The sequence below is a fragment of the Halorhodospira sp. 9621 genome (assembly GCF_022228055.1).
GTDB classification, from domain to species: domain Bacteria; phylum Pseudomonadota; class Gammaproteobacteria; order Nitrococcales; family Halorhodospiraceae; genus Halorhodospira; species Halorhodospira halophila_A.
Genome location: NZ_JAJNRD010000012.1, coordinates 51519 through 75701 on the forward strand (window position 1 = coordinate 51519; position 24183 = coordinate 75701).

General features: G+C 67.1%; 24 protein-coding genes. 16 read left to right on the forward strand and 8 right to left on the reverse strand.

What is annotated here, in order from left to right:
- From pufL to pufC, 3 genes are read left to right on the forward strand one after another with little or no spacing between them, the layout of a single operon-like run.
- Entirely contained in the window at positions 1-831 is an 831-nt protein-coding gene (gene pufL, locus LRF89_RS07555; RefSeq protein ID WP_201242203.1) for a photosynthetic reaction center subunit L, read from the forward strand.
- A 6-nt stretch (positions 832-837) separates the two neighbouring features.
- Complete coding sequence (gene pufM / locus LRF89_RS07560; RefSeq protein ID WP_201242204.1) at positions 838-1809, forward strand: photosynthetic reaction center subunit M; 972 nt, start codon at positions 838-840, stop codon at positions 1807-1809.
- Positions 1809-2897, forward strand: coding sequence for a photosynthetic reaction center cytochrome PufC (pufC, locus tag LRF89_RS07565; protein WP_201242205.1), 1089 nt, complete (start codon positions 1809-1811; stop codon positions 2895-2897). Before pufM ends, pufC begins: the two co-directional genes overlap by 1 nt.
- Before the next feature lie 424 nt (positions 2898-3321).
- Here pufC and LRF89_RS07570 read toward each other — a convergent pair whose 3' ends face one another.
- The 5 genes from LRF89_RS07570 to serB all read right to left on the reverse strand — a co-directional run bounded on the left by LRF89_RS07570 (position 3322) and on the right by serB (position 9281).
- Positions 3322-4539 carry a geranylgeranyl diphosphate reductase gene (locus LRF89_RS07570; protein WP_238636853.1) on the reverse strand — a complete coding sequence of 406 codons (1218 nt, stop codon included), beginning with the start codon at positions 4537-4539 and terminating at the stop codon, positions 3322-3324.
- Complete coding sequence (locus LRF89_RS07575; RefSeq protein ID WP_201170942.1) at positions 4539-5882, reverse strand: BCD family MFS transporter; 1344 nt, start codon at positions 5880-5882, stop codon at positions 4539-4541. The genes LRF89_RS07570 and LRF89_RS07575 overlap by 1 nt, the downstream gene beginning before the upstream one ends.
- Positions 5879-6796, reverse strand: coding sequence for a chlorophyll synthase ChlG (gene chlG, locus LRF89_RS07580; RefSeq protein WP_201170941.1), 918 nt, complete (start codon positions 6794-6796; stop codon positions 5879-5881). The genes LRF89_RS07575 and chlG overlap by 4 nt, the downstream gene beginning before the upstream one ends.
- 76 nt (positions 6797-6872) lie before the next feature.
- Positions 6873-7976, reverse strand: coding sequence for a BamA/TamA family outer membrane protein (locus LRF89_RS07585; RefSeq protein WP_238634393.1), 1104 nt, complete (start codon positions 7974-7976; stop codon positions 6873-6875).
- 90 nt (positions 7977-8066) lie between these two features.
- Entirely contained in the window at positions 8067-9281 is a 1215-nt protein-coding gene (gene serB / locus LRF89_RS07590; protein ID WP_201170935.1) for a phosphoserine phosphatase SerB, read from the reverse strand.
- Positions 9282-9429: 148 nt separating this feature from the next.
- On the opposite strand from serB, the gene LRF89_RS07595 reads away from it, so the two are divergent.
- Positions 9430-10164 carry an SIR2 family NAD-dependent protein deacylase gene (locus tag LRF89_RS07595; protein ID WP_338018467.1) on the forward strand — a complete coding sequence of 245 codons (735 nt, stop codon included), beginning with the start codon at positions 9430-9432 and terminating at the stop codon, positions 10162-10164.
- Positions 10165-10182: 18 nt separating this feature from the next.
- On the opposite strand, the gene LRF89_RS07600 is transcribed toward LRF89_RS07595, so the two are convergent.
- Positions 10183-12222, reverse strand: a complete 2040-nt coding sequence (locus LRF89_RS07600; RefSeq protein ID WP_238636854.1) for a CocE/NonD family hydrolase — start codon at positions 12220-12222, stop codon at positions 10183-10185.
- Positions 12223-12388: 166 nt separating this feature from the next.
- Between LRF89_RS07600 and msrB the strand changes: the two genes are divergently transcribed.
- The 7 genes from msrB to minE all read left to right on the forward strand — a co-directional run bounded on the left by msrB (position 12389) and on the right by minE (position 19269).
- Positions 12389-12793, forward strand: a complete 405-nt coding sequence (msrB, locus tag LRF89_RS07605; protein ID WP_201170932.1) for a peptide-methionine (R)-S-oxide reductase MsrB — start codon at positions 12389-12391, stop codon at positions 12791-12793.
- Between the two features lie 178 nt (positions 12794-12971).
- Positions 12972-14861 (forward strand): biosynthetic-type acetolactate synthase large subunit, encoded by a 1890-nt coding sequence (gene ilvB / locus LRF89_RS07610; RefSeq protein WP_201170929.1) that lies wholly within the window; start codon positions 12972-12974, stop codon positions 14859-14861.
- 19 nt (positions 14862-14880) lie between these two features.
- On the forward strand, positions 14881-15390 hold the full coding sequence (locus tag LRF89_RS13495) for a methylated-DNA--[protein]-cysteine S-methyltransferase (protein WP_338018514.1): 510 nt from the start codon (positions 14881-14883) through the stop codon (positions 15388-15390).
- A 103-nt stretch (positions 15391-15493) separates the two neighbouring features.
- Positions 15494-17395 carry a molecular chaperone HtpG gene (gene htpG, locus LRF89_RS07620; protein WP_238634388.1) on the forward strand — a complete coding sequence of 634 codons (1902 nt, stop codon included), beginning with the start codon at positions 15494-15496 and terminating at the stop codon, positions 17393-17395.
- Positions 17396-17406: 11 nt separating this feature from the next.
- On the forward strand, positions 17407-18147 hold the full coding sequence (gene minC / locus LRF89_RS07625) for a septum site-determining protein MinC (RefSeq protein WP_201170921.1): 741 nt from the start codon (positions 17407-17409) through the stop codon (positions 18145-18147).
- Positions 18148-18169: 22 nt separating this feature from the next.
- On the forward strand, positions 18170-18979 hold the full coding sequence (gene minD / locus LRF89_RS07630; protein WP_201170918.1) for a septum site-determining protein MinD: 810 nt from the start codon (positions 18170-18172) through the stop codon (positions 18977-18979).
- Between the two features lie 8 nt (positions 18980-18987).
- Positions 18988-19269: a cell division topological specificity factor MinE gene (minE, locus tag LRF89_RS07635; protein WP_011814375.1), complete on the forward strand. Its 282-nt coding sequence runs from the start codon at positions 18988-18990 to the stop codon at positions 19267-19269.
- A gap of 78 nt (positions 19270-19347) precedes the next feature.
- On the opposite strand, the gene LRF89_RS07640 is transcribed toward minE, so the two are convergent.
- Together LRF89_RS07640 and gloB are read right to left on the reverse strand one after the other, a co-directional pair.
- Positions 19348-20973, reverse strand: coding sequence for a lytic transglycosylase (locus tag LRF89_RS07640; RefSeq protein WP_238632468.1), 1626 nt, complete (start codon positions 20971-20973; stop codon positions 19348-19350).
- 92 nt (positions 20974-21065) lie between these two features.
- On the reverse strand, positions 21066-21833 hold the full coding sequence (gene gloB, locus LRF89_RS07645; RefSeq protein WP_201170915.1) for a hydroxyacylglutathione hydrolase: 768 nt from the start codon (positions 21831-21833) through the stop codon (positions 21066-21068).
- A gap of 148 nt (positions 21834-21981) precedes the next feature.
- Between gloB and LRF89_RS07650 the strand changes: the two genes are divergently transcribed.
- The 5 genes from LRF89_RS07650 to LRF89_RS07670 all read left to right on the forward strand — a co-directional run.
- On the forward strand, positions 21982-22713 hold the full coding sequence (locus LRF89_RS07650) for a class I SAM-dependent methyltransferase (protein WP_201242211.1): 732 nt from the start codon (positions 21982-21984) through the stop codon (positions 22711-22713).
- Positions 22710-23159 carry a ribonuclease HI gene (gene rnhA / locus LRF89_RS07655; protein WP_201242212.1) on the forward strand — a complete coding sequence of 150 codons (450 nt, stop codon included), beginning with the start codon at positions 22710-22712 and terminating at the stop codon, positions 23157-23159. Before LRF89_RS07650 ends, rnhA begins: the two co-directional genes overlap by 4 nt.
- A gap of 80 nt (positions 23160-23239) precedes the next feature.
- Positions 23240-23515 (forward strand): HU family DNA-binding protein, encoded by a 276-nt coding sequence (locus LRF89_RS07660; RefSeq protein WP_201170905.1) that lies wholly within the window; start codon positions 23240-23242, stop codon positions 23513-23515.
- 12 nt (positions 23516-23527) lie between these two features.
- On the forward strand, positions 23528-23860 hold the full coding sequence (locus LRF89_RS07665) for a hypothetical protein (protein ID WP_201170903.1): 333 nt from the start codon (positions 23528-23530) through the stop codon (positions 23858-23860).
- Positions 23861-24078: 218 nt separating this feature from the next.
- Positions 24079-24183: glutamine synthetase (locus tag LRF89_RS07670; RefSeq protein WP_238636857.1), on the forward strand; the 105-nt coding region annotated here is incomplete at its 3' end.

Consider the following 24183-nt stretch of genomic DNA (forward strand, 5'->3'; position numbering starts at 1 on the left):
ATGGCGATGCTCGACTTTGAAAAAAAATATCGTGTCCGAGGAGGTACACTCCTCGGAGGGGACTTGTTTGACTTTTGGATTGGGCCGTTCTACGTGGGCATCTTCGGGGTGCTTACGGCGATCTTCGCGGTCCTTGGCACCGTCCTGATTATCTACGGTGCTTCCCAAGACACCTTCAATCTGTGGCAGATCTCGATCGCCCCGCCCGACCTTAGCTACGGGCTGGCCCTTGCGCCCATGATGGAGGGCGGCCTCTGGCAGATCATCACCGTCTGCGCTCTGGGCGCGTTCATCACCTGGGCCCTGCGGCAGGCGGAGATCTCCAAGAAGCTCGGCATGGGGTATCACGTGCCGGTGGCGTTCGCGGTCGCGATCCTCGCCTACGCGACGCTGGTGGTCTTCCGGCCGCTGCTGATGGGCGCCTGGGGCCACGGGTTCCCGTACGGGATCCTGAGCCACCTGGATTGGGTGTCGAACGTGGGGTATCAATACCTCCACTTCCACTACAACCCGGCCCACATGCTGGCCGTCACGTTCTTCTTCACGACCACCCTGGCCCTGGCGCTGCACGGTGGCCTGATCCTCTCGGTCACCAACCCCAAGAAGGGTGAGCCGGTTAAGACCGCGGAGCATGAGAACACCTTCTTCCGTGACGTCATCGGCTACTCCATCGGCAGCCTGGGCATCCACCGCCTCGGCCTGTTCCTGGCCCTGAATGCGGGCTTCTGGAGCGCGGTGTGCATCATCATCAGCGGCCCGTTCTGGACCCGCGGTTGGCCCGAGTGGTGGAACTGGTGGCTCAACGTCCCGATCTGGTCCTGGGGGGGGTAATCAGAAATGGCTGAGTATCAGAACATCTTTACCCGCGTTCAGGTCCGGGGCCCGACGGATCCGGGCGTCGAGCTCCCAGCCGCGGATTGGCCCCGGACCAAGGGAGCGACGCACTCTTGGCTGCTCGGGAAGATCGGCGACGCCCAGGTCGGTCCGATCTATCTCGGCACGACCGGTGTGATGTCGATCCTCTTCGGCATCGTGTCCATCGTCATCATCGGCATGAACATGCTGGCGTCGGTGGACTGGAGCCCGCTCGAGTTCATCCGTCAGTTCTTCTGGGTGGCCCTGGAGCCGCCGCCGCCGGAGTACGGCCTGAGCCTCCCGCCGCTCAATGATGGCGGGTGGTGGCTGATCGCCGGGTTCACGCTGACCCTGTCGGTCCTGCTCTGGTTCGCGCGGACCTACAACCGGGCACGGGCGCTCGGGCTCGGCACCCACGTGGCCTGGGCCTTCGCTGCAGCGATCTTCCTGTTCCTGGCGATCGGCTTCATCTGGCCGGTGCTGATGGGCAGCTGGGCGAAGAGTGTGCCGTTCGGCATCTTCCCGCACCTGGACTGGACCACGGCGTTCTCGCTGCGGTACGGCAACCTGTACTACAACCCGTTCCACATGCTGTCGATCGTGTTCCTGTTCGGTTCGGCTCTGCTGTTCGCGATGCACGGCGCCACCATCCTGGCGGCGGGTCGCTACAACGCGGAGCGCGAGATCGAGCAGATCACCGACCGCGGTACCGCTGCGGAGCGTTCGGCGCTGTTCTGGCGCTGGACCATGGGCTTCAACGCTACGATGGAGTCCATCCACCGGTGGGGTTACTGGTTCGCCATCCTCTGCGTGATTACGGGTGGCATCGGTATCCTGCTGACCGGCACCGTGGTCGAGAACTGGTACCTGTGGGGTGTCCACCACGGCATCGCCCCCGAGTATCCGGAGTTCTTCACACCGGCAGTGGATCCGGCAGCAGGGGGGACGGAGTGATGAGCAGTAAAATGTATCTGAACCGATCCTTGGCAGTTGGTGCCCTGTCCGCCGGTCTCGCAGTCGTCGTCGGGTGTGAGCGTCCGCCGGTAGATACCGAGCAGAAGGGCTACCGTGGCACCGGCATGGAGGAGGTCAACAACCCGCGGCTGCGGGACGATGACCTCCATCTGGCGCCGGAGGCCGCGGATCCGGTCTCGGCTGAAGGGCCCCGCGCCGGCGAGATCTACCAGAACGTGGAGGTGCTCGACGACCTGAGCGTGGCGGAGTTCACCCGGCTCATGCAGAGCATGACCGACTGGGTGTCGCCGGACGAGGGTTGCACCTACTGCCACGATGGCAACGATTTCGCCAGCGAGGAGCTGTACACGTACCAGGTCTCTCGTCAGATGATCGAGATGAACCGGTATGTGAACGCCAACTGGGACAGCCACATGGATGACACGGGTGTGACCTGCTACACGTGTCACCGTGGCGAGAACCTGCCGGAGGAGAGCTGGTTCGCCGAGCCGACTCCGGATGTGAACATGGCCGGCCTCGGCAACACCATGATGCAGAACCTGGCCAGCGAGAAGACCGAGTACACCTCGCTTCCGCGGAATGCGTTCGAGCGGTACCTGCTCGGGCACGACGATCTGCGGGTCGAGGGCGACACGATCCTGCCCCACCTCGATGAGTGGGACGTCTCGCTCCAGGACACCGAGGCTTCCTACAGCCTCATGATGCACATGTCCGCTGCAACCGGCTCCAACTGCACCACCTGCCACAACACCGGCCGGCTGGGGCAGTGGGACGAGAGCCCGGAGGAGCGGGAGATCTCCTGGCACGGCATCCGGATGACGCGTGATATCAACGCCAACTGGATCGAGCCGCTGGAGGCTGGTCAACCCGAGGTTCGCCTGGGGCCGACCGGTGACATCGCCAAGGTCCAGTGCGCCACTTGCCACTACGGTGAGCAGCTGCCTCTGGACGGGGCCAAGATGGTCGATGACTATCCGGGCCTGATGGGCGAGGAGGACGCGGACTTCGACTTCCTGCAGTTTGGCGATCTCGGTACCGACGGTCTGCGCGACCGCAACGCCGAGTAAGAGGCAGGAAGCGATCCCGGGGGCCTCGGCCTCCGGGCCCGTCCTGAAGAAAACGGCGCCTTAAGGCGCCGTTTTTCTTTTTGTGGTGCGCCAGCGCCTTGGCTGGCTCTATTCGGGGAACTGTGGTGGTTGCCGGATGACTTGGAGGTGCGAGTCTTCTACCGGCCCGGCAAGAGGAAGGTTAGCCGAACGGCAAGGGTGTCCATCGTGAGGTGGAACCTGAAGGAAGCCGAAGGCAAAGCATTGGCCCGACAACTAGAAGTCGGTGCAAGGATAAGTGGGCGAAGTGTCCGTCGCGTACGGCGTATTGGCTGAGTCAGAACTGCGGCGAGCCACGGTAGAGGGTCGGGTCCGGGGGCGGAGGTAGGAGCGGAGCGAGTAGGGGCACGAGCGGCCGGGTTCGGCCGCCGCACCCCTTGCGCGGTCAGCGGACCGGTGCCAGCCCGGTCAGGTGCGCGATGTTCTTGAAGAAGATGCGCATATGTGCGAGCGGACGTGCTCGAACCAGGCGCTTGTTCATGTACGCATCCCAGGTCAGTGCCTGCACGTCCGGGTCGGCACAGATCCGCACGAACCGCTCCCGGCGGTTGTTGTTGGTGTACCAGAAACGCTGCATCACGCCGAGTACCCGGAAGACCTGGCCGTGGTCCCTGGTGAAGGCCTTCTCCGCCTGTGCGAGGGCCGCGCCGTCGCCGGTGTCCAAGGCCTGCTTCACGGCCTGGGCGGCATTTTGTCCCCCAACCATGGCGTAGTAGATCCCCTCGCCGGAGGCGGGAGCCACGGTCCCGGCGGCGTCGCCGGCTAGGACCACATTGCGCCCGTTGTCCCAGCGCTTGAGCGGGTGCATCGGGATCGGTGCCCCCTCCCGGCGCAGGGTTGTCGCCTGTTCCAGTCCGGCGTCCTGGCGCAAGCGCTCCACGGCCGAGCGCAGGGAGAAACCCTTGACCGCGCTGCCGGCGCCGACACTGACCGTGTCGCCATGGGGAAAGATCCAGCCGTAAAAGTCGGGAGAGATCGAGCCGCGGTAGTAGACGTCGGCCCGGCGTGGATCGAAGCGGTCGTCGTCGTCGGCAGCCGGGGCTTCGATGATCTCATGGTAGGCGGCGACCTGGGGGATCTCGGTCGCCCCCTGGATGGCCTGCCGGCCCACGGCGGAGTTGGCGCCATCAGCGCCGATAACGAACCGCGCCCAGACTTGCCGGGGCTCGGCCTCCGGGCCACCCCGACCATCGGTGTAGCGGAGGTAGACGCCGCCGTCGCCCTCCTCAAGGTGCTTGAAGGTGGCCTCGCGTCGCTCGGCGCCGGCCTCGGCGGCACGGTTGCGCAGCCATTCGTCGAAGACCTCGCGATCGACCATGGCCACGTAGCCGTCCTGGATCGGCATGTCCACGTGGCGGTCGGAGGGCGAGACCATGCGGGCGGAGCCCACGGTTGCGCAGATCATTTCGTCGGGGATCTCGAAATCCTGGACGCAGCGCGGAGGGATCGCGCCGCCGCACGGCTTGATGCGGCCCGGGCGGTCGAGTAGTAGTACGGCGTGACCTTGTTGCGCGAGGTATCGGGCTGCAGTGGCACCCGCAGGGCCACCACCGACGACAGCGACATCGAAGCGCTCGACATTCTGCGAGTTGCTCATGGGCATCAGCTCCCTGCTGTGGCGGTGCCGTATTTCTGGTCGGTCTCGCCGGCTCGGTCCACCCGCGCAGCCAGCCAGGCCGAGACCAGGAAGAGCAGGGCGGCGAGCCCGAAGACCATGGAGTATCCGGCCGTCTCGTCACCGGCCAGGTAGCGGATTGCGTCGACGCCAACGGTTCCGAGGAAGCCGCCGAGGCCGAAGGCGATGGCCTGGGCAGCGCCCCAGAGGCCGACGCGGACCCCCTCCCGGCGCTCCTGGCCCTCGCTGGCGAGGCGCATCATGGAGCCGATGGCGGCTACGGCGAAGGCGCCGTTGGCCGCGCCGAGCGCGAACACCGGCAGGCCGACACGCCAGAGGCCGCTCTCGGAAACACTCTCCCACCAAAGCTCTTGGACGCCAGCGACGACGATCAGGTTGCCCAGAGCGATGCTCGAGGCGATGCAGCCGCCGATGGTCCAGGTGCGCAGGCTGCCGAGTTTGCCGCGACCGGCGAGGGCCGCGAGCAGCATCCCAGCCAGGACGCCGCCATTCTGAAACCCGCCCAGCTGGGTGGACTGCCCGGGGGTCAGGCCGAAGACCAGGCCGGCGAACGGCTCCAGGATAAGATCCTGGGAGTTGTAGGCGAGCATCGAGAAAAACACGAAGATGGTGAACCGCCGCGCCTTCGGTTCATCCCAGATCTGGCCCAGCGCCTGAAAGAAGGGGGTCGTTGGGGTGCTCTGCGCATGGGCGCCGACGCTCTCGCGCCCTTCGCCCTCGACGCCCCAGACGGCGACGAAGGCCAGGACGACCGCCAGGGCGCAGACGACGCTGGTGACCCCTACCAGGCGCTCCATGGAGAACGGATCAAGGAAGTGCCCGGCGGTGCCTGCCGTTACCGCGAACCCGGCGATCATCATCACCCAGGTGACCATCGCTGCAGGTGCACGTCGCTCCGGTGACACCCGCGTCGCCAGCAGGGCGAGCAGCGCGGTACCGGCACTGCTGACACCGGCCCCGATCATGAGGAAGGCGACCGTGGCGAGGGCAACACCGCCGGCAGTGTTGGTCTCCATGAGCGCCGTCGCGAAGGAGGCGGTGACCCCGCCGGCGGCAAGCACCAGGATGCCGCCAAGGATCCAAGGGGTTCGTCGCCCGCCCACATCCGATCCGTAGCCCAGGCGCGGGCGTAGGATCTGAACGGCGTAGTGGAAGCCGACCAGCATGCCGGGCAGCATCGCCGGCAGGGCCAGCTCGACGATCATGACGCGATTGAGGGTAGTGGTGGTCAGCACCACCACAGCGCCCAGGGCCGTCTGGACGAGGCCGAGCCGGAGGATCCCCAGCCAGCCGATGTTGGGTGCGCTCATGCGCTGCCTCCGAGCATGCCGCCCAAGGCGAAGGCCGTGGCCAGCATGCCGAGCACGTAGAGGGTCGTGCCCGTGGCGTTATACCAGGGGGCGTAAGCTTTTGGATCGCGTAGCAGCCGGATCATCAGCAGAAGCTGAGCGGCCAACAGGGCGCTGACGATCAGGGCGTGCCAGGGCTGCTCCCAGGCGAGGAGCAGGCCGATCACCACCGCCTGCGGCAGCGCCATGACGACACAGGCCAGGCGCGCCGCATTCTGCGCGCCGAGATGAACGGGCACCGTCTTGAGCCCGGTCTGCCGGTCGCCCTCAATGGCCTTGAAGTCGTTGAGGGTCATGATGCCGTGGGCGCCGATGCTGTAGAGCAGGGCGACGAGCAGGATCCGCCAGTCCGGAAGCCCGGTGGCCATGATGGCCGCACCGGTGACCCAAGGCAGCCCTTCGTAGGAAAGGCCCACAGCGGCGTTGCTGATCCAGCCGTTGCGCTTCAGGCGTATGGGAGGGGCGCTGTAGGCCCAGGCCAGAAAGAGGCCGATACAGGCGGCCAGGAGGACCACCGGCCCGAGGGCAGCGGCGACGGCCAGGGCGAGCAAAGTGGTGCCGATCCCGATGTAGAGCCCCCAACGCCCGGGCATGCGGCCCGAGGGAATGGGGCGGTCGGGCTCGTTGATGGCGTCCACGTGGCGGTCGTACCAATCGTTGACGATCTGGCTGGTGCCGCAGACCAGCGGACCGGCGAGCAGCACACCGGCGGCGATCATCAGCCAGTGGATCCCCTCCGGGGAAGCGCCCACGGAAATGACACCACAGGCGAATGCCCACATCGGCGCGAACCAGGTGATCGGATGCATGATCTCGAACACCGTCGCCAGGCGCGGGCGCGTGAGCGCTGTATCAGGATGAGCTGCCCCAGACATGACGGTACAGTAAGGAGCCCCGATCCCCGGCGTCAAGCGGGCGTGACAGTCGGCCGCGCCCATTCGCCGCGGCGGGTCAGAACGCCTCGCCCAGGTTGAAGTAGACGGCCAGGCCGTCGCCATCTTCCGCGTCGCCGCGGGCGTACCCGCGGGCGAAATCGAGACGCAGGTGGATGCCGGCGTCGGGCACGAGGACGTAACGCAGGCCGCCGCCAACCCCGTACTTCAGGTGTTCTGAGGAGGCCTCCGAAAGGCGCGGGAAGACGTTGCCGGCGCCGGCGAAGGCAGCGCCCTGCCACCGCCCGGCGATGGGAAAGCGCCACTCGGCCTGTCCGGCAAGCAGCACGTTGTCGATGTAGCGCCCCTCGTAGAACCCGCGCAGGGTGCTGCCGCCCAGTCGGGGTTGGAGCGGCAGCGGTGCGTGGTCACCGGCGTACTCGCCGACGAATTGCAGCGCGACGGCGTGTCGCTCGCCGATGCCGAAGTAGTGGCGATGGTCGAGCTCGATCACACCGAACGCCTCATCGGCCCCCAGTGACTCGGGGAAGGCCACCGCCGCCAGCTCCGTGCGACTGCCGGAGGTGGGGAAGAACGGGCCGCTGCGAGTGTCCTGGGAGACGGTGGCACCGACGCCGTGGAGCCGGTTCTCGCGCGGCAGTTCACGCTCCTGGTAGTACCGATCCACCTTGCCGCCCGCATCGACGTCCTCCAGGTCGTAGCGAGCGGCATCCCAGCGCACGCCCGCGTACCAGGGGCCGCCAACCCAGCGTTGCAGGCGGAGGCTGTTGCTGCGGCGCAGTGCGGTGTACGACTCCTCATCGTCCTGCCGAGCCAGGGGGCCCTGCCCATAGTAATCCCGGGGAAACTCGCTGAGTGTGGTGCTGTTGGCGATCAGCCAGCGCCCATCAGCCAGGTAGGCGCGGCCACTGAGGGCGGCCAGGTACTGGCTTTTTGCAGTATAGAAGCCTACCAGGCTGAGGGTGTCGGTGCCCTCCGCACCGGTAGCCAGCTGGCGTGGCCGGAAGAGCACCGCCGTTGCTCCGCCGGCCCCCCCGGTCTCCGGGGTGTAGAAGACCAGCGGCACGACCACGCCCCCCGGTGAGCCGGCGCTCAGGAGGGCGGGGGCGCCGCCCAGGCCGATGAACAGGGCGGCCAGCAGTTGGCGGGCGCGTCGGGCCATGGGGCTGTCGTCGGCGATCGGGCTAGCGGGACCGACGCCACTATAGCCCCGGGCAAGCCCCTGGCGGAAGGCGCCCTTATCCCGGCCGCGTCAGGCCGGGGTGTCGGTGTCCTTGATGCCCATCAAATACAGGGTCCCGTCCAGGCCCAGGGTGGAGATCGATTGCCGCGCGCTCTCCTGGACCACCGGCTTGGCGTGGAAGGCGATACCGAGCCCGGCCAGGCGCAGCATGGGCAGGTCGTTGGCGCCGTCCCCGACGGCGATTACCTGTTCCAGGGCCAGGCCCTCCTGCTCCGCGATGTGGCGCAGCAGCTCGGCCTTGCGCGGGCCATCGACGATCTCGCCCTGGACCCGCCCGGTCAGTCGACCGTCGACAATCTCCAGGTCGTTGGCGTAGACGTAGTCGATGCCCAGGTGTTTCTGCAGATGGCGCCCGAAGTAGGTGAAGCCACCGGAGATAATCGCGGTGACGTAGCCGAAGGCCTTCAGCGTGCGCATCAGCCGCTCGGCGCCCTCGGTTAGCGTCAGGCTCCGGGCGACCTCTTCCAGGGTCTCTTCGGGCAGTCCCTCCAGGAGCCGGACGCGCTGGCGCAGGCTCTCGCGGAAGTCGATCTCGCCGCGCATGGCCTGCTCGGTGACTCGCGCGCACTCCTCGCCGACGCCGGCCGCCTTGGCCATTTCGTCGATGACCTCCTGCTGAATGAGCGTGGAGTCCATGTCGAAGGCGACCATGCGACGGTTGCGCCGGTACAGATTGTCTTCCTGGAAGCTGATGTCGATCCCGAGCTGCTGGGAGATCTCCATGAAGTCGCGCTTCATGGCGTCGGTGTCGACGGGCTGGCCCCGCACCGTCAGCTCCACACAGGCTCTTGAGCGTCGACCCTCCAGATGTAGCGGGCGACGGCCAGAGAGTCGCACGATGTCCTCGATATTCAACCCCTGGGCGGTGACGACGCTGGAGATGCGGGCAATCTGTGCGGCGCTCACGCTTCGGCCGAGCAGGGTGATGATGTGCCGCGGCTTGCCGGCGCCACGCACCCAGTGCTCGTACTGCTCCTGTGCCACCGGGGTGAAACGCACCTGCATCCCCGCATCGTGGAGGTGGAACAGCACGTCCTTGAGCACCGGGGAGACGTCCTTCTGCTCCGGTACCTCGATGAGAATGCCGAGCGACAGGGTGTCGTGGATCATCGCCTGCCCGATGTCGAGGATGTCGACATCGTACTCGGCCAGGATGCCCATCAGGGAAGAGGTCAGTCCCGGCTGATCCTCGCCGGACACGTTGATCAGGATGATCTCGCTCATAGCATCTACCATTCCGGGGTGAGCGCGTCATTGTAGGGGATCCGGCCCCGGCCGTGGTGGACACCGTGAGCCCTTGCCGAATCCGCGGGCTCATCGCAGACTAAAACGCTTCCGCGCGTTTCCCTGACTGGTGGCGAGGAGATTGCAAGTGACGCACATCGAAGAGGGGCTCAGGCGGGTGCTTCATCGGGCCGCCCGGGTGGTGGCGCTGACCGGCGCCGGGATCTCGGCCGAGAGTGGTGTGCCGACGTTCCGGGATGCGCAGAGCGGCTTCTGGGAGCGTTTCGACCCCGAGGAGCTGGCTACACCGGAAGCCTTCCGGCGCAACCCCCGCCGGGTCTGGGCCTGGTACGCGCAGCGCCGGCGCCTGGCCGAACAGGCCGAGCCCAATGCCGGGCACCGCGCCTTGGCCGACTGGGAGCGGCAACTTGGCGGCCTGCGCGTAATCACCCAGAACGTTGATGGCCTACACCAGCGCGCCGGGAGCCACGACATCATCGAGCTGCACGGCAATATCCACCGCGACCGTGTCTTCGAGGGTGCGGTAGCCGGCGCTTCAGATGCCCCGGAGTTGCCGCGGTGTCCGTACAGTGGCGATTTGCTGCGTCCGGATGTGGTCTGGTTCGGCGAGGCCCTGCCGTCCGGTGCCGTCGAGGCTGCGGTGACTGCGGTCCGGGAGGCCGACCTGGTCCTCTCCGTTGGCACCTCCTCACTGGTCCAGCCGGCTGCTTCCCTGCCGCTCGAAGCGCTGGAGCGGGATATCCCGGTCCTGGAGGTCAACCGGGAGCCCACACCGCTGACCCCGGTGGCGGACTGGAGCCTGCGCGGCAGCGCCGGCGAGATCCTGCCGGCGCTGGTCGGGGCGGCGACCGAGCAGGTCTGAATCGCCGCGTGCCGCGGTTCAGAGGAAAGCGCGCGGCACCCGCTCATCCCAGGTCTTGGCGAAGACGCGCAGCCCGTTCTCGTAGGCATCTAGGGTGGCGTGGATTCGGAAGTGGCCCTCGTCGCAGGTGAGCAGGGTGCGGGTCTCGGTGTAGATCGACCAGTCACCGCGGCGTAGCCGTCGGCGGTGGATGACCTCGCCGCTCAGGGAGGTGAAGTCGTCGCCGCGTGCCCGATACCACTCGTCCGCGGAGCGTTCGACCTCTAGGTCCACGTCCTCCAGGTAAGCGCGGCCATCGTCCTCGATCACGTGTAGGGTCGACTCATCCCGTGCCAGGTCGCGCGAAACGATCCAATTGCCGTGGCCGTGCTCCAGGGCCGTCGATGCCGGGGGTGGCGCCGCCTCGGCCTCATCGAACGCGGGCAGCCCCCGGTCCTCCTCCCGGGGCGGGCGCACCGGTAGATCAAGGTGACAGCCCTCCGGATAGAGGGTCAGACGCACCGGCTGCGGTGGCGGCCAGGCCAGGGGCCAGTAGGAAGTGGATACAGCGAGTCGGATGCGGTGGCCCCGGGGGAATGACTGGGCGATGTGGTCCAGGGGGACCCGGATGCGTTCACGGCTGCCCGGCTCCAGGTAGGCGGGCTGGTCGTGGCCGTTGCGGTGGCAGAGGTTTAACACGCCGTAGGTGACGCGGGTCGCCTTGCCGTCCGGGGCCTCGTCGGAGAGGCGCACGGCGATCTGCGCCACTGGCCTGCTGGATTCAAGATCCAGCTCCACGACGGGGGCGCCGAGGATCTCCACCGCCTCCTCCAGGGGCTGCGTGTCGAAGATCAGGGCGCCACCGTCCTCCTCGCGCTGGTCGTAGGGCAGGTCGGGGCCGTTGTTGTAGGAGCACCACTTGCCGCCGAACAGCCCCAGGGAGAGTGGCGACTGGATGGCCACCGGTTTGCCCGCGTCGGTCTCCGGCGGAGGTTCACCGGGCCACTGCATGTGCCGCGGTGACAGTTGCAGCCGGGTCCAGTCGATGTTCGGCGACGGCCAGCCCGGCTCGGCCACCCAGCGGCCAGGGCGGCTGGCGTACTGGGTGCGCGGGCGCACGCTGTCCTGCATCCAGACCCGCAGGCGCGGCTCCTCCAGAAGGCCCCGCTCCTCGCCACGGAGCCACTGATCCCACCAGCGCAGTGCCTCCTGAAGGAAGCCGATCTGGGGGCCTGGCAGCCCCATATGGGGATAGATATGGCTCCAGGGGCCGACCAGGCCCTTGCAAGGAGCCTGCAGGTTTTCGACCAGGCGGAAGACCGGATTCGGGTAGCCGTCCGCCCAGCCGGAGACGATCATCACCGGGATCTGGATGGCGCTGTAATCCTCGCAGACCGAGCCGTGGCGCCAGTAGTCGTCGCGCTGCGGGTGACTCATCCACCGCTTGACCCACAGTCCGCTGTCTTCCAAGCGTTGCATCCACATCTCCCGCCAGCGGTCGCCGACAATCTTCGGGTCGGGTGGCATGGAGTTGAAGGCGAACATCACCGATGCCCACGACAGGTTGTCGTTGAGCAGGCAGCCGCCCTTGTAGTGGACGTCGTCGGCGTAGCGATCATCCGTGGCTGCGACGGCGATCACGGCCTTGAGCTGCGGCGGCCTGCGGGCGGCCACCTGAAGGGCGTTGAAGCCCCCCCAGGAGATGCCCATCATCCCCACGTCCCCGGTACACCAGGGCTGCTCGGCGAGCCAGCGCAGGATGTCCTCGGCATCCTCCTGCTCCTGCAGCAGGTACTCGTCGGTCAGGACCCCTTCGGAGTCCCCGCTGCCACGCAGGTCGACCCGCACCCCGGCGTGGCCGTGGGCCGCGAAGTAGTGGTGGATCTGCGTGTCGCGCATGCGCTTGATATCGCGCTTGCGGTAGGGAATGAATTCGAGCACCGCCGGGACCGGGTTCCGCTCCGCTCCGGCGGGCTTCCAGATGCGCGCCGAAAGACGGGTGCCGTCGCGCATGGTGATCCACTGGTGCTCGACGACCTCGACTTCGTTGGGTAGTTCATGGACCGCTCTGGCTGCCATGGGGTACATGCTCCCGTGCGGATGTCATCCTCTCAATATAGCGCCGTGGCCGGTGGATGGCACCTGGGTGGTCGGCGGCGCCATCCCCCGTTATGTTGAAGGGAAGTGGATGGGACGGTGTAGCCCGTCCGGGTCCGGGCACGGCGGTAGATCGAAGGGGTGACGTGTGGCCAAGATCGACAAGAGCGAGGCGGAGTGGCGGGAACTGCTGACGCCGGAGCAGTTTGCGGTGACCAGGCGGGGCAGCACCGAGACACCGTTCAGCGGGGCCTATTACCACTGTGATCGGTCCGGGGTGTATCGGTGCGTGTGCTGTAACTCAGCGCTGTTCTCCTCGCGCACCAAGTTCGAGTCCGGTACCGGGTGGCCCAGCTTCTGGGCACCGGTCGACGATGACCAGATCGTGATCCGGGAAGACCGTTCCCTCGGCATGGTCCGAGAAGAAGTCCTGTGCGCGACCTGTGACGCTCACCTGGGGCACGTCTTCGCCGATGGTCCGCCACCGACCCAGCTGCGTTATTGCATTAACTCGGTGGCACTGCAGCTCGATGAGGAAGCCGCCCCGGAGTGATCGCCTCGTTCGCGGTGCCGGGCGGCGTTTCCGGGGCAGAGTATCCTTGCTGAACAGGCAGGTGGCGGCGTAGGATATCCGGTCCACCGGTGTACGTACCCCGCGGCGGTCGCGTCGCCCGGCGCGCCCGCTTGCAGTGTTCGTGGAGCAATCGAGAGGCCGAAGAGCCGTGAGGAAAATGGATACCGCAATCGTCAACCCCCAGGCAGAGACCGACGCAACCCGCCATCCGCTTGCCGGCAAGACCATGAGCGGCGGTGAAATCATTGTAGAGGTCCTGGCGCAGGAGGGGGTGGATACGCTCTTCGGCTACAGCGGCGGCGCGATCCTTCCCACTTACGACGCCATCTTCAAGTACAACGAGCGCCGCCGGAAGGAGCAACAGGCCGGCGAAGAAGAGGACCCCATTCGGCTGATCGTCCCCGCCAACGAGCAGGGTGCGGGGTTCATGGCGGCCGGCTATGCGCGCGCCACCGGTAAGGTGGGCTGCTTCCTGGTGACCTCGGGCCCTGGGGCGACGAACACGGTGACCCCGATTCGCGACTGCATGGCCGACTCGGTGCCGGTCGTGGCGATCACCGGCCAGGTGCCGACCCACGCCATGGGGACCGACGCCTTCCAGGAGGCGCCCATCGTCAACATCATGGGCAGTTGTGCCAAGCACGTCTTCCTGGTCACCGACCCGGAGCAGCTCGAGGCCACGGTGCGCACCGCCTTCGAGGTGGCCCGCTCCGGACGTCCCGGTCCGGTCGTAGTCGATGTGCCCAAGAATATGCAGAACTGGATCGGCGAGTTCCGGGGCGAAGGGGTTCTGGAGGTGCGCGGTTATCGTCAGCGCATGGAGTCCCTGCGCTCGGCCAAGCTCTCGGACCGCAAGTGCCGCGCCTTCATGGAGATGCTCGAGCACTCCCGGCGGCCGCTGCTCTACGTCGGCGGCGGCGTGGTCAACGGTGAGGCCCATCAGGAGCTGCGCGACTTCGCACAAACGTTCGGGATCCCGGTGGTCAGCACCCTGATGGGGCTGGGCGCGATGGATACCACCGACGATCTCTATCTGGGCATGCTCGGCATGCACGGGACGGCCTACGCCAATTACGCTGTCGAGGACTGCGATTTCCTCATCGCGGTCGGCGCGCGCTTCGATGACCGTGTGGCCGGCAAGGTGGAGGAGTTCGCGCCGCTCGCCGAGCAGATCGCCCACATCGATATCGATGCCGCCGAGATCGGCAAGGTCAAGGGGGTTGACTGGGCGCACGTCGGCGAGGCCGGGCGTAGCCTGCGCCAGCTGCTGCGCTATGGGGAATCCATGGGGTTCGAGCCTCGCTTCGACGCCTGGCTCGAGCACGTCCGCGGTCTGCGCGAGCGCCATCCGATGAACTACGATCGCGACAGCGCGCTGATCCAGCCCCACTACGTCCTCGAGAAACTCAACGAGCTGACGGCGGGGGAGGCGATCATCGCCACCGGCGTCGGCCAGCACCAGATGTGGGCTGCGCAGTACTGCGACTTCCGCGGTCCGCGCCAGTGGCTGACCTCTGGCGGCCTGGGCACCATGGGCTTTGGCCTGCCGGCGGCCATTGGCGCCTATCTCGGGCGTCCGGACCGGATGGTCATCGATGTCGATGGCGATGGCTCGCTGCGCATGAACCTTGGCGAGCTGGAGACGGCCACGACCTACGACCTGCCGGTCAAGATCCTGTCGCTGAACAACGTCGGCGACGGTATGGTCCGGCAGTGGCAGAAGCTCTACTTCGGCGATCGTTTTTCCGGGTCGGACAAGTCGCTGCACCGCAAGGACTTCATCAAGGCGGCGGAGGCCGACGGCTATGAATTCGCCCGCCGGGTCGCCGATAAGGCGGAGCTTGAGGAGGCCCTGCGAGCCTTTGTCGAGTTCCCCGGGCCGGCCTTCCTCGAGGTGATGATCGATCCCGATGCTGGCGTGTTCCCGATGGTTGGGCCGGGCAGCAGCTACAAGGAGATGGTGACCGGCGATTACATCCCGAGCCGGGATGTGGCCCTGCGCCCGCGCACCAAGCTCGAGGACGGCGAGTCTCCGGACCTCTTCTGAGCGAGCCGGGCCGAGGGCCGTGAGCAGTGGTCCCGCTCCGCACGGGGTGGCACGGCTCGGTGGCCTCTGGCTGGGGGTGTTCCTGGACGCGCAGGGGCGCGTGGCCCGTGTGGCGGTCTCGGTGAATGCTCTCGCGCCGGCACCGGACGAGACCGCTGATCCGCAGGCCCTTCGCGTGGTGCGCTGCCTAGAGTCGTGGGAGCAGCACCCTGCCGGTCCGGCGCGGCTCCCGCGGGCGCCGACCGCTACCCCGTTTCAGGCGTGCCTGCGTGACGCCCTGCTCGAGCTGCAGCCGGGGCAGACGGTTTCCTACGGGGCGCTAGCACGGCGGCTCGGGACCTCTCCGCGTGCCGTCGGTGCCGGGTGCCGGGCCAACCCGCTCCCTCTGCTTGTCCCCTGCCACCGGGTGGTGGGGCTTCGGGGCAGCGGTGGTTACGCCGGTGCCCGACAGGGCCATTTGACGCAGTTCAAGGCGTGGTTGCTGGAGCGCGAGCAACGGGCGTCGGCGCCTCGTGGTCCGTCCCCTTGAAAAGCCGCGCAGAAGGTCCCACATCCGGACGACGCAGGCCGTCGACGCCGTGCTCCGGCGCGCGGATCCACGTGTTCAACGAGAGGAGGAGGGGACCCCACCCATGAGCGCAGGTACGCAGAGCGAGACCCTCGAATTCCAGGCCGAGGTTCAGCAGCTGCTGAGCCTGATGATCCACTCGGTGTACTCGAATCGGGAGGTCTTCCTCCGCGAGCTCATCTCCAACGCTTCGGATGCCATCGACAAGCTCCGCTTCGAGGCACTCCAGCAAGAGGCCCTCTACGAAGGCGACCCTGAGCTCAAGATCCGTGTCGACTTCGATTCCGAGGCACGCACCATCACGGTGGCGGACAACGGCATCGGCATGAGCCGGGACGACGTGATCGAGAACCTCGGGACCATCGCCCATTCGGGAACCCGCCGTTTTCTCGAGCAGCTCACCGGTGATCAGCACAAGGACGCGCAGCTGATCGGGCAGTTCGGGGTCGGGTTCTACTCGGCCTTCGTGGTCGCCGACCGGGTCGAGGTCTACACCCGCAAGGCCGGCGCGCCCGCGGGCGAGGGCGTGCGCTGGGTATCCGACGGCCAGGGCTCCTACACGGTAGACACCATCGAGCGCTCCGAACGGGGGACGGCCGTGGTGCTGCATCTGCCCGAGGCGCAACAGGAATTCTGTGACGGCATGCGCCTGCGGCAGATCATCCGCAAGTACTCCGATCATATCTCGGTGCCGATCGAGATGCCCGTGCCGAGCACGGCCTCGGACGACGACTCCGGCGAAGGGGCGGAGGAGCCAGGCCGGGAAATCGTCAACCGGGCCTCGGCGCTTTGGATGCGGCCGAAGAGCGAGGTCTCGGACGAGGACTACCGCGAACTCTACAAGCACGTTGCCCACGACTTCGACGATCCCCTGACCTGGATCCACAACCACGTCGAGGGGCGGCAGTCCTACGTCTCGCTGCTCTACATTCCCAAGCGGCCGCCGTTCGACCTCTACGAGCAGAAGCCCGCGCACGGGGTCAAGCTCTACGTCCGGCGGGTGTTCATCACCGAGGACACCGAGCACCTGCTGCCGCGCTACCTGCGCTTCGTGCGGGGCGTCATCGATTCCGATGACCTGCCGCTGAACATCTCCCGCGAGATGCTCCAGCACAACCCGATGATCAGCTCGCTGCGCTCGGCCTCGGTCAAGCGTATCCTCGACCGTCTCGAGCGCATGGCCAAGAACGAGCCGGAAGATTACGCCGCGTTCTGGCAGGCCTTCGGCCGGGTCTTCAAGGAGGGCGTTGCCGAAGATCCCGGTAATCGGGAGCGCATCGCCCGGCTGCTGCGCTTCTCCTCGACGCACGAGGAGAAAGAGACCCCCGACGTGAGCCTGGACGACTATGTCGCCCGGATGAAGGAGGGCCAGGAGAAGATCTACTACGTGACGGCGGAGAGCTTCAACGCCGCGCGCAATAGCCCCCACCTGGAGATCTTCCGGCGCCACGGTATCGAGGTCTTGCTCTTGCCAGATCCGGTGGACGAGTGGCTGGTGGCCCACCTGCATGAGTACGATGGTAAGCAGCTGGCCTCGGTGGCCAAGGGTGAGCTGGACTTGGAGGCCCTTGGTGAGGAGGGCGACAAGGAGGCTCGCGAGGAGAAGGAGCAGGCCTGCCAAGAGCTGTGCCAGCGTCTGCAGGCGTCCCTGGGGGAGCGGGTCAGCGAGGTTCGGGTCAGCCACCGGCTGACGGACTCGCCGACCTGCCTGGTGGTCGGCGAGTATGACTTTGGCATGGGCATGCAGCGTCTGCTGCAGGCTGCCGGCCACCAGCTGCCCACCGGCAAGCCGGCGCTGGAGATCAACCCGGATCACTCGGTGATCGAGCGGCTGGGGGCAGAATCGGGGCAGCGCTTCGAGGACTGGGCCCTGACCCTCTACGAGCAGTCCCTGCTCGCCGAAGGCGGGCAGCTTGAGGATCCGGCGGCCTATGTCCGGCGTGTCAACAACCTGCTGGCCGGCTGAAGAGGGTGACCATGGCATCAAGACCCCCGGATGCATCGTCGTCGGAGGCCTTCGAACTCAAGGGACGCATGGCGACGCTAACGGTGGTCCGGGTCCTGACCACCGATGTCGATGCCCTGATCGGGCAGTTGACCGCAAAGCTCGAGGAGGCGCCCCGCCTGCTGCGCGGGGCGCCTATGCTTCTCGATCTCGATGGGGTTGACGGCGGGGCGCTGGATCTGCAGCGTCTGACCCGCGAGATGCGGGCTCTGGGCGCTGCCCCCGTGGCGGTGCGTGGTAACGGTGTGGATCCGGCGCGGCTCGAGTCCGCCGGGCTGGGGGTGTTGCCCGCCGAGGAGGAGCGGGACACCGGCGGGCAGGCGGTTGGACGGCCTGCGCGGCGCGAGGCCACACCTGCCCCGTCGGCTACCGCGCCCGCGCCCACACGGGTGATCGAGACGCCGGTGCGCTCCGGGCAGCAGATCTATGCGCGCGGAGGCAGTCTAGTGGTGCTCGGTCCGGTGGGACCGGGGGCCGAGGTCCTGGCCGACGGCGACATCCACATCTATGGTGCGCTGCGAGGCCGCGCACTCGCCGGGGTGCAAGGCAACGCCGGGGCGAGTATCTTTTGTCAGGGACTGGAAGCGGAGCTGGTCTCCGTGGCCGGCGAATACCAGGTCAATGAGCGGATCGCCACCGATCTGATCGGCCGCCCGGCTCGCGTCCACCTGGATGAGCACTCAGGCCTGCGGATTGAGGCCTTCGGAAAATAGTAATCACGACGGGGGAGCACGCGTGTCGAGGATTGTCGTCATAACATCGGGCAAGGGCGGGGTCGGCAAGACGACCACGGCTGCCTCGCTGGCGGCCGGGCTCGCCAGGGCCGGCCATCGGACCGCGGTGGTCGATTTCGATGTCGGCCTGCGCAACCTGGATCTGGTGATGGGCTGCGAGCGCCGGGTGGTGTTCGATTTCGTTAACGTGATCAACGGGGATGCGCGGCTGAATCAGGCCCTGATCAAGGACAAGCGGCTGTCGAACCTGTCGATCCTGCCGGCGTCTCAGACCCGGGACAAGGACGCGCTGACCCCGGATGGGGTCGAGCGCGTGCTCGATGAGTTGCGGGCGGAGTTCGATTACATCATCTGCGATTCGCCGGCGGGTATCGAGCGTGGGGCGCATCTGGCCTCGTATCACGCCGATGACGCCATCGTGGTGACCAACCCCGAGGTTTCCTCGGTGCGCGACTCCGACCGCGTCCTCGGGTTGCTTGCCAGCCGGACGCGGCGGGCGGAGCAGGGCGACGATCCGGTGCGGGAGCATCTGCTGTTGACCCGTTACGATGCGCAACGGGTCAAGAAGGGGGACATGCTCAGTGTCGAGGATGTCCAGGAGATCCTCGCCATCAATCTGCTCGGCGTGATCCCGGAGTCGCAGTCCGTGCTCAATGCATCGAACGCCGGGATTCCGGTGGTGCTGGAAGAGGGCGAGGACGCCGGGCAGGCCTACGACGACGCCATCGCTCGCTACCTGGGCGAGGATCGGCCCCACCGGTTCCTGCAGGCGGAGCGCCGCGGGCTGTTTGGCCGGATGTTTGGAGGTTAATGAAGGCTATGGGGATCGCCGACTACTTTCGTGAGCGGCGGCGAAGCCGGCGCGGCAGCGCCAGCGTCGCCAAGGAGCGGCTGCAGATCATCGTCTCCCATGAGCGGGCCGAGCGTGGCGGACCGGATTACCTGCCTATGCTGCGTCAGGAGCTGCTGGAGGTGGTTCGCCGCTACGTGACGGTCGACCCGGACGCGGTGCGGGTGGATGTCGAGCGCGACGGGCCGCACGAGGTTCTGGAGCTGAACATCACCCTCCCGGAGCGCGAGGAGGAGGGGGCGCAGCGCTAACGACGGCTGCGCCGCGGTGCCCGGAGCCTCAAGGCCCCAGCGCCTGGCCTTGGGCCAACACCTGGTCCCACTGTGCTGCTAAAGGCTGCTGCTTTGCTGCGTAACGTCGACTTCCAGCTTCAGCTGGTCCCCGGGATGTAGATAAGAGCCTTCCGAAATCCCGTTCCAGCGCTTGATATCCCCGACGTTAACGTTGAAGCGCTGCGCAATCCGGGCCAGCGAGTCCCCCTGGCGGACCGTGTAGGTGACCGACTGGGTGCTGCTGTCGCCGGGACCGCCGGCGGCCTGCATGACGTCTCCCTCGACCCAGACGACCAGCTCCTGGCTCGGCCGCAGGGTGTCCCCGGGCGCCATCCCATTCCAGCGTGCCAGCTCCTTGACCCCGACATTGTAAGTGCGGGCGATGTCCCACAGCGTCTCGCCCGCCTGCACCGTATGCTCGCGCCGTTCGCCCTGGCGCTCCCGATTCTGCAGCGCCTCCAGGCGATTGGCAGCGCTCAGCGAGTACTCGCTGGGCGGGCGGCTGGAGACGGGGACGTAGAGGTGGTCGCCGGCGCGCACGGTATCGCCGCGCAGCCCGTTGATATCCCGTAGCAGCTCGACGGTGACGTTGTACTGGTTGGCGACGTGGGTCAGTGTCTCGCCGGATTCGATGCGGTGGCGGCGCCACTCGACAAAGTCCTCCGGGTCCATGGCGGCGAGTTCCCGCTCGAACCGGTCCGCGTTCTCCTTGGGGAGTACCAGGCGATGCGGCCCTTCCGGGGCCGTGGCCCAGCGGTTGAGACCGGGGTTGAGGATGTAGAGCCGGTCGATGGAGATATCGGCGAGTTCGGCGGCCAGCGCCAGGTCGATCTGGCGGTCCGCCTCGACCACCCGGATGCGCGGCTTGTTGGGGATGTTTGGCAGTGCCACGTCGTGGGCCTCGGGATCCTGAAGGATATCCCGGATCGCCAGTATGCGCGGGACGTAGCGCATCGTCTCGGCAGGCAGCTGCAGGTTCCAGTAGTTGGGGTCCTTGCCCTCGGCGCGGGCTCGCTGTATGGCGGCCCGCACGTTACCTTGGCCGGCGTTGTAGGCGGCCATGGCCAGCAGCCAGTCGCCATCGAACGCCTCGTTGAGCCGCTCCAGGTAGTCCAGGGCCGCGTCCGTGGAGGCAACCAGATCCCGTCGGCCGTCGTACCAGTAGTTCATCTCCAGGCCGAAGAAACGTCCGGTACTCGGGATGAATTGCCAGATGCCGGCTGCCCGACCGTGGGAGTAAGCGAAGGGGCGGAACCCGCTTTCGACGATGGCGAGCGCGACCAGTTCGGCGGGGAGATCGCGCTCCTCGAGCTCGTCGAGGATGTAGTGAAGGTACGGCTCGGCCCGCCGGCCGACCGCCTCGAAATAAGCATCGCGGCCCGCGAAGAGCTGCAGTTCGCGCTCGACCCGTTCGTTCTCGTAGCGGTCGATCCGGAACGAGGTGCGCAGCCTGTCCCAGACCTGCAGGGGGTAGTCGGGTACGGTGCGGGTGTAGTGGCCGGGCTGGTAGTCATAGTCCGGTGTCAGTTCGAAGGGGCGACCCAGGCCGGCTTCCAGGGTTTCGGTCTCCAGGTCCCGCACCCAGGCCGGGATGTCCCGGCCGTCCGCTTCCGGACCGTGCAGATCATGGACAAAGGTGCGCGAGTCAAAGCTGGTGCAGGCGGTGACAGAAAGCGCGGTCAACGCTCCGGCAGCTGTCCGTTTCACGTCCACGGTCATGCCCCCAAGGTCCGGGTTGTTGTTCTTGATTGCTCGGTACCGGCGGTGGCCGGGCCTCAGCTGGCGTCTTTCCACTGCCGCAGCGCGGCGAAGACGTGATCCGCCTGCTCCAGGTCTTTGCCGCACCAGTCCTGAGCCGAACGGCGCAGCTCCGGGCGATCCGCGCGCAGGAACGGATTGGTGGCCAGCTCCTCGGCCAGCGTCGACGGGACCGTAGGCTGTCCCGCGGCGCGGGCATGCCGCGCCGCCTGCAGGCGCTGGGCCAGCCGTTCGTTGTCCGGATCAGCCCGGTGGGCGAATTCCAGGTTTTTGACGGTGTATTCGTGCCCGCAGCAGACCCGGGTATCGGCCGGCAGTCCGGCGAGGCGCTGCAGGGAGGCGTGCATCTGCCCGGCCGTGCCCTCGAAGACTCGGCCGCAGCCCCCGGCGAAGAGGGTGTCGCCACTGAACAGGTGACCGTCCCAGAGGTAGGCGATGTGCCCGGCCGTGTGCCCGGGGCAGTCCAGTACCCGGAAGTCACCGAAACCATCCAGGGCGAAGTGATCCCCGCCGGAGACCGGGTGGTTGACAGCCGGGATCGCCTCACCAGCGGGGCCGAACACGGGCACTTGGTGCCGTTCGGCCAACTCCGCCACGCCGGCGGTGTGATCGCCGTGGTGGTGGGTGACCAGGATGCCGGCAAGGCGAAGGCGGTGGTCGTTCAGCCAAGCCGCGACCACCTCGGCGTCGCCTGGATCCACGGCGATCGCGGCGGCGCCCGCGTGGTCCCGGGCCATCCAGATGTAATTATCGGCAAGTGCCGCGAGGGGTTCGGCGCTAATCATCGCCGAGCATCCTACCGTGTCAAGCCCGTGCGGCAAACCCCCCGCGGCCGCAGCGTTTCTCCGGGGCGCCGGAGGGGGCGAGCAGATGAGTTCAGTGCAGTGCTCGGGTAAGGTTGGACCTGAAAGAATGCGCGCCACGGGGGGGCACATGCAGAACCTTCACGCCTGGTACGGCACACCGTTGGGGCAGCGGGTCGGTGCTGCCGAGCGCGGGGCCGTGGCCGACGCCCTGGCGCATTTGGGGATTGGCGATACGGTCTGCATCGGTCCGGTTGCACATCCGTTGCCTTTGGCCCCCACCGTCCGGCAGTGGCGGGTGGGGCCCGGGGGCGATCTAGTGGCAACCCCCCAGCAGCTGCCGTTTCGCGGCCACAGCGTCGATGCCGTGATCCTCAGTCACGTCCTCGAGTTCGGTGAAGAGCCGGCGGCCGTGCTTTCCGAGGCGTACCAAGTGCTGGCCCCCGAGGGGCGGTTGGTCGTGCTGACCTTCAATCCGTTGGGGTTGTGGGGCGTTTGTCGGTTGTGGGGTTGGTGCCGGTCATCCCGGGCCCCGTGGTGCGGGCGGCAGTGGCCGGCGTCCAGCGTGGGGGTCCACCTGCGGCGTTGCGGGTTCGAGACGCTGGCGCGTCACTCGCTCTGTTTTCGGTTGCCCATGCAGGGTGAACGCCTGCAAAAGCGACTGGATCCGTGGGAGGATAGGCTCCGCCGGCTCGGGCGCTTTGCCGCCGGCGTACAGATGACCGTAGCGGTGCGGCGGGAGCCGGGATCGCTACGGGGGCATACCCTGGTCGAGCGCGTGGGCCGAGGGGCTCGCGTCGGTGCAGCGCATCCGGCGGGACGGGTCCGCGTGCAGGCCCTGAATCGAGGAGGTAGTGCGTGACCGAGCAGCGCGGTGTGGTCGAGGCATTCACGGACGGCGCGTGTCGGGGCAATCCCGGCCCCGGTGGGTGGGGCGTGCTGCTGCGCTACGGCGAGCATGAGCGTGAACTCTACGGCGGGGAGCCGGAGACCACCAACAACCGCATGGAGCTCACCGCGGCGATCCGGGCCCTGGAGGCCCTAGAGCGGCCCTGCCGCGTGGTTCTGACCACCGACTCGCAGTACGTGCGCCGTGGGATCACCGAGTGGCTGGACGGCTGGAAGCGCCGGGGGTGGCGAACTGCCTCGCGCAAGCCCGTGCTCAACCAGGATCTGTGGCAGCGGCTCGATGAGCTGGCGGCCTACCATCGGGTCGAGTGGCGCTGGGTGCGCGGCCACGCCGGTCACGCCGAGAATGAACGCGCCGATGCCCTGGCCAATCAGGGGATCGACGAGCTGGTCGCCTAGGTCCGCTGCCCGTCCCCGGCGGGCCTGGGCTAGAATCGGAACGCCCAATTCCCAATCTGTAACAAACCGGAGAGTAGCGCATGAACAAAGCCGATCTGGCTGACAAGGTCGCAGCCGAAACCGGGGTCTCCAAGCGTGTCGCCACAGATGCGGTCAATGCTGTCTTTACGGGCATCGAGGAGAGCCTGGCGAGCGGGGAGGATGTCTCGATCCCCGGGTTTGGCAAGTTCGCCGTGGTCGCGCGCCCCGAGCGGCAAGGGCGCAACCCGCAGACGGGGGAGTTGATCGACATCCCCGCCGGCATGAACGTCCGCTTCAAGCCTGGGGCGCCGCTCAAGCGTTCGGTGGATCAGTAACAGGAGGTTGCCATGTCCCGTCGGCTTCGGCGTTGGGTCGGAGCAGGGTGCCTGGGGATTGCAGGCGCCCTGATGGCCGCGTGCAGCGGTGGTGACGCTGGCACGCTGGCTGCCGATTACTGCGACTACATCCGCAACGCCGACGACATGCCCTTCGAGCAGCAGCAAGAAGCCATCACAGCGCTCGACGAGCGTTACCAGCGCAAGGGCATTCGCGAGAGCAGCATTCGTGTGGCGATTCAGCGCGAGTGTCCGGATGCCCTGGCCGAGCACGATGTCCGTATGCTGGGCGTGCTCGGCGAGATGCTGCGTGAGACGCGAGACGAGCTACAGGAACTGCGATAGCGCCTGGCCCCGGGAGAGCCCCTCCCGGGTCGCACTATGAGAGTGCGCACTCGTGCCCGGTTGCATCACGATGGTGCAACCGGGCCTCCATCCCGCTCGGCTGCACCATCATAAGGCCCCGTCTGGGCGGGAATCCCGGAAGCTGGCACAGGGATTGCTACCACCTTCGTGAGCCCCAGCTGGGGAACATTGATTAGCCGATTCGGAGGTGGAACCCCATGGCTGCAACCGGTAAGGACGTACTCAAGCTCATCAAGGATGAGGACGTGAAGTTCGTCGATCTGCGCTTCACCGACACCCGCGGCAAGGAGATGCACGACACC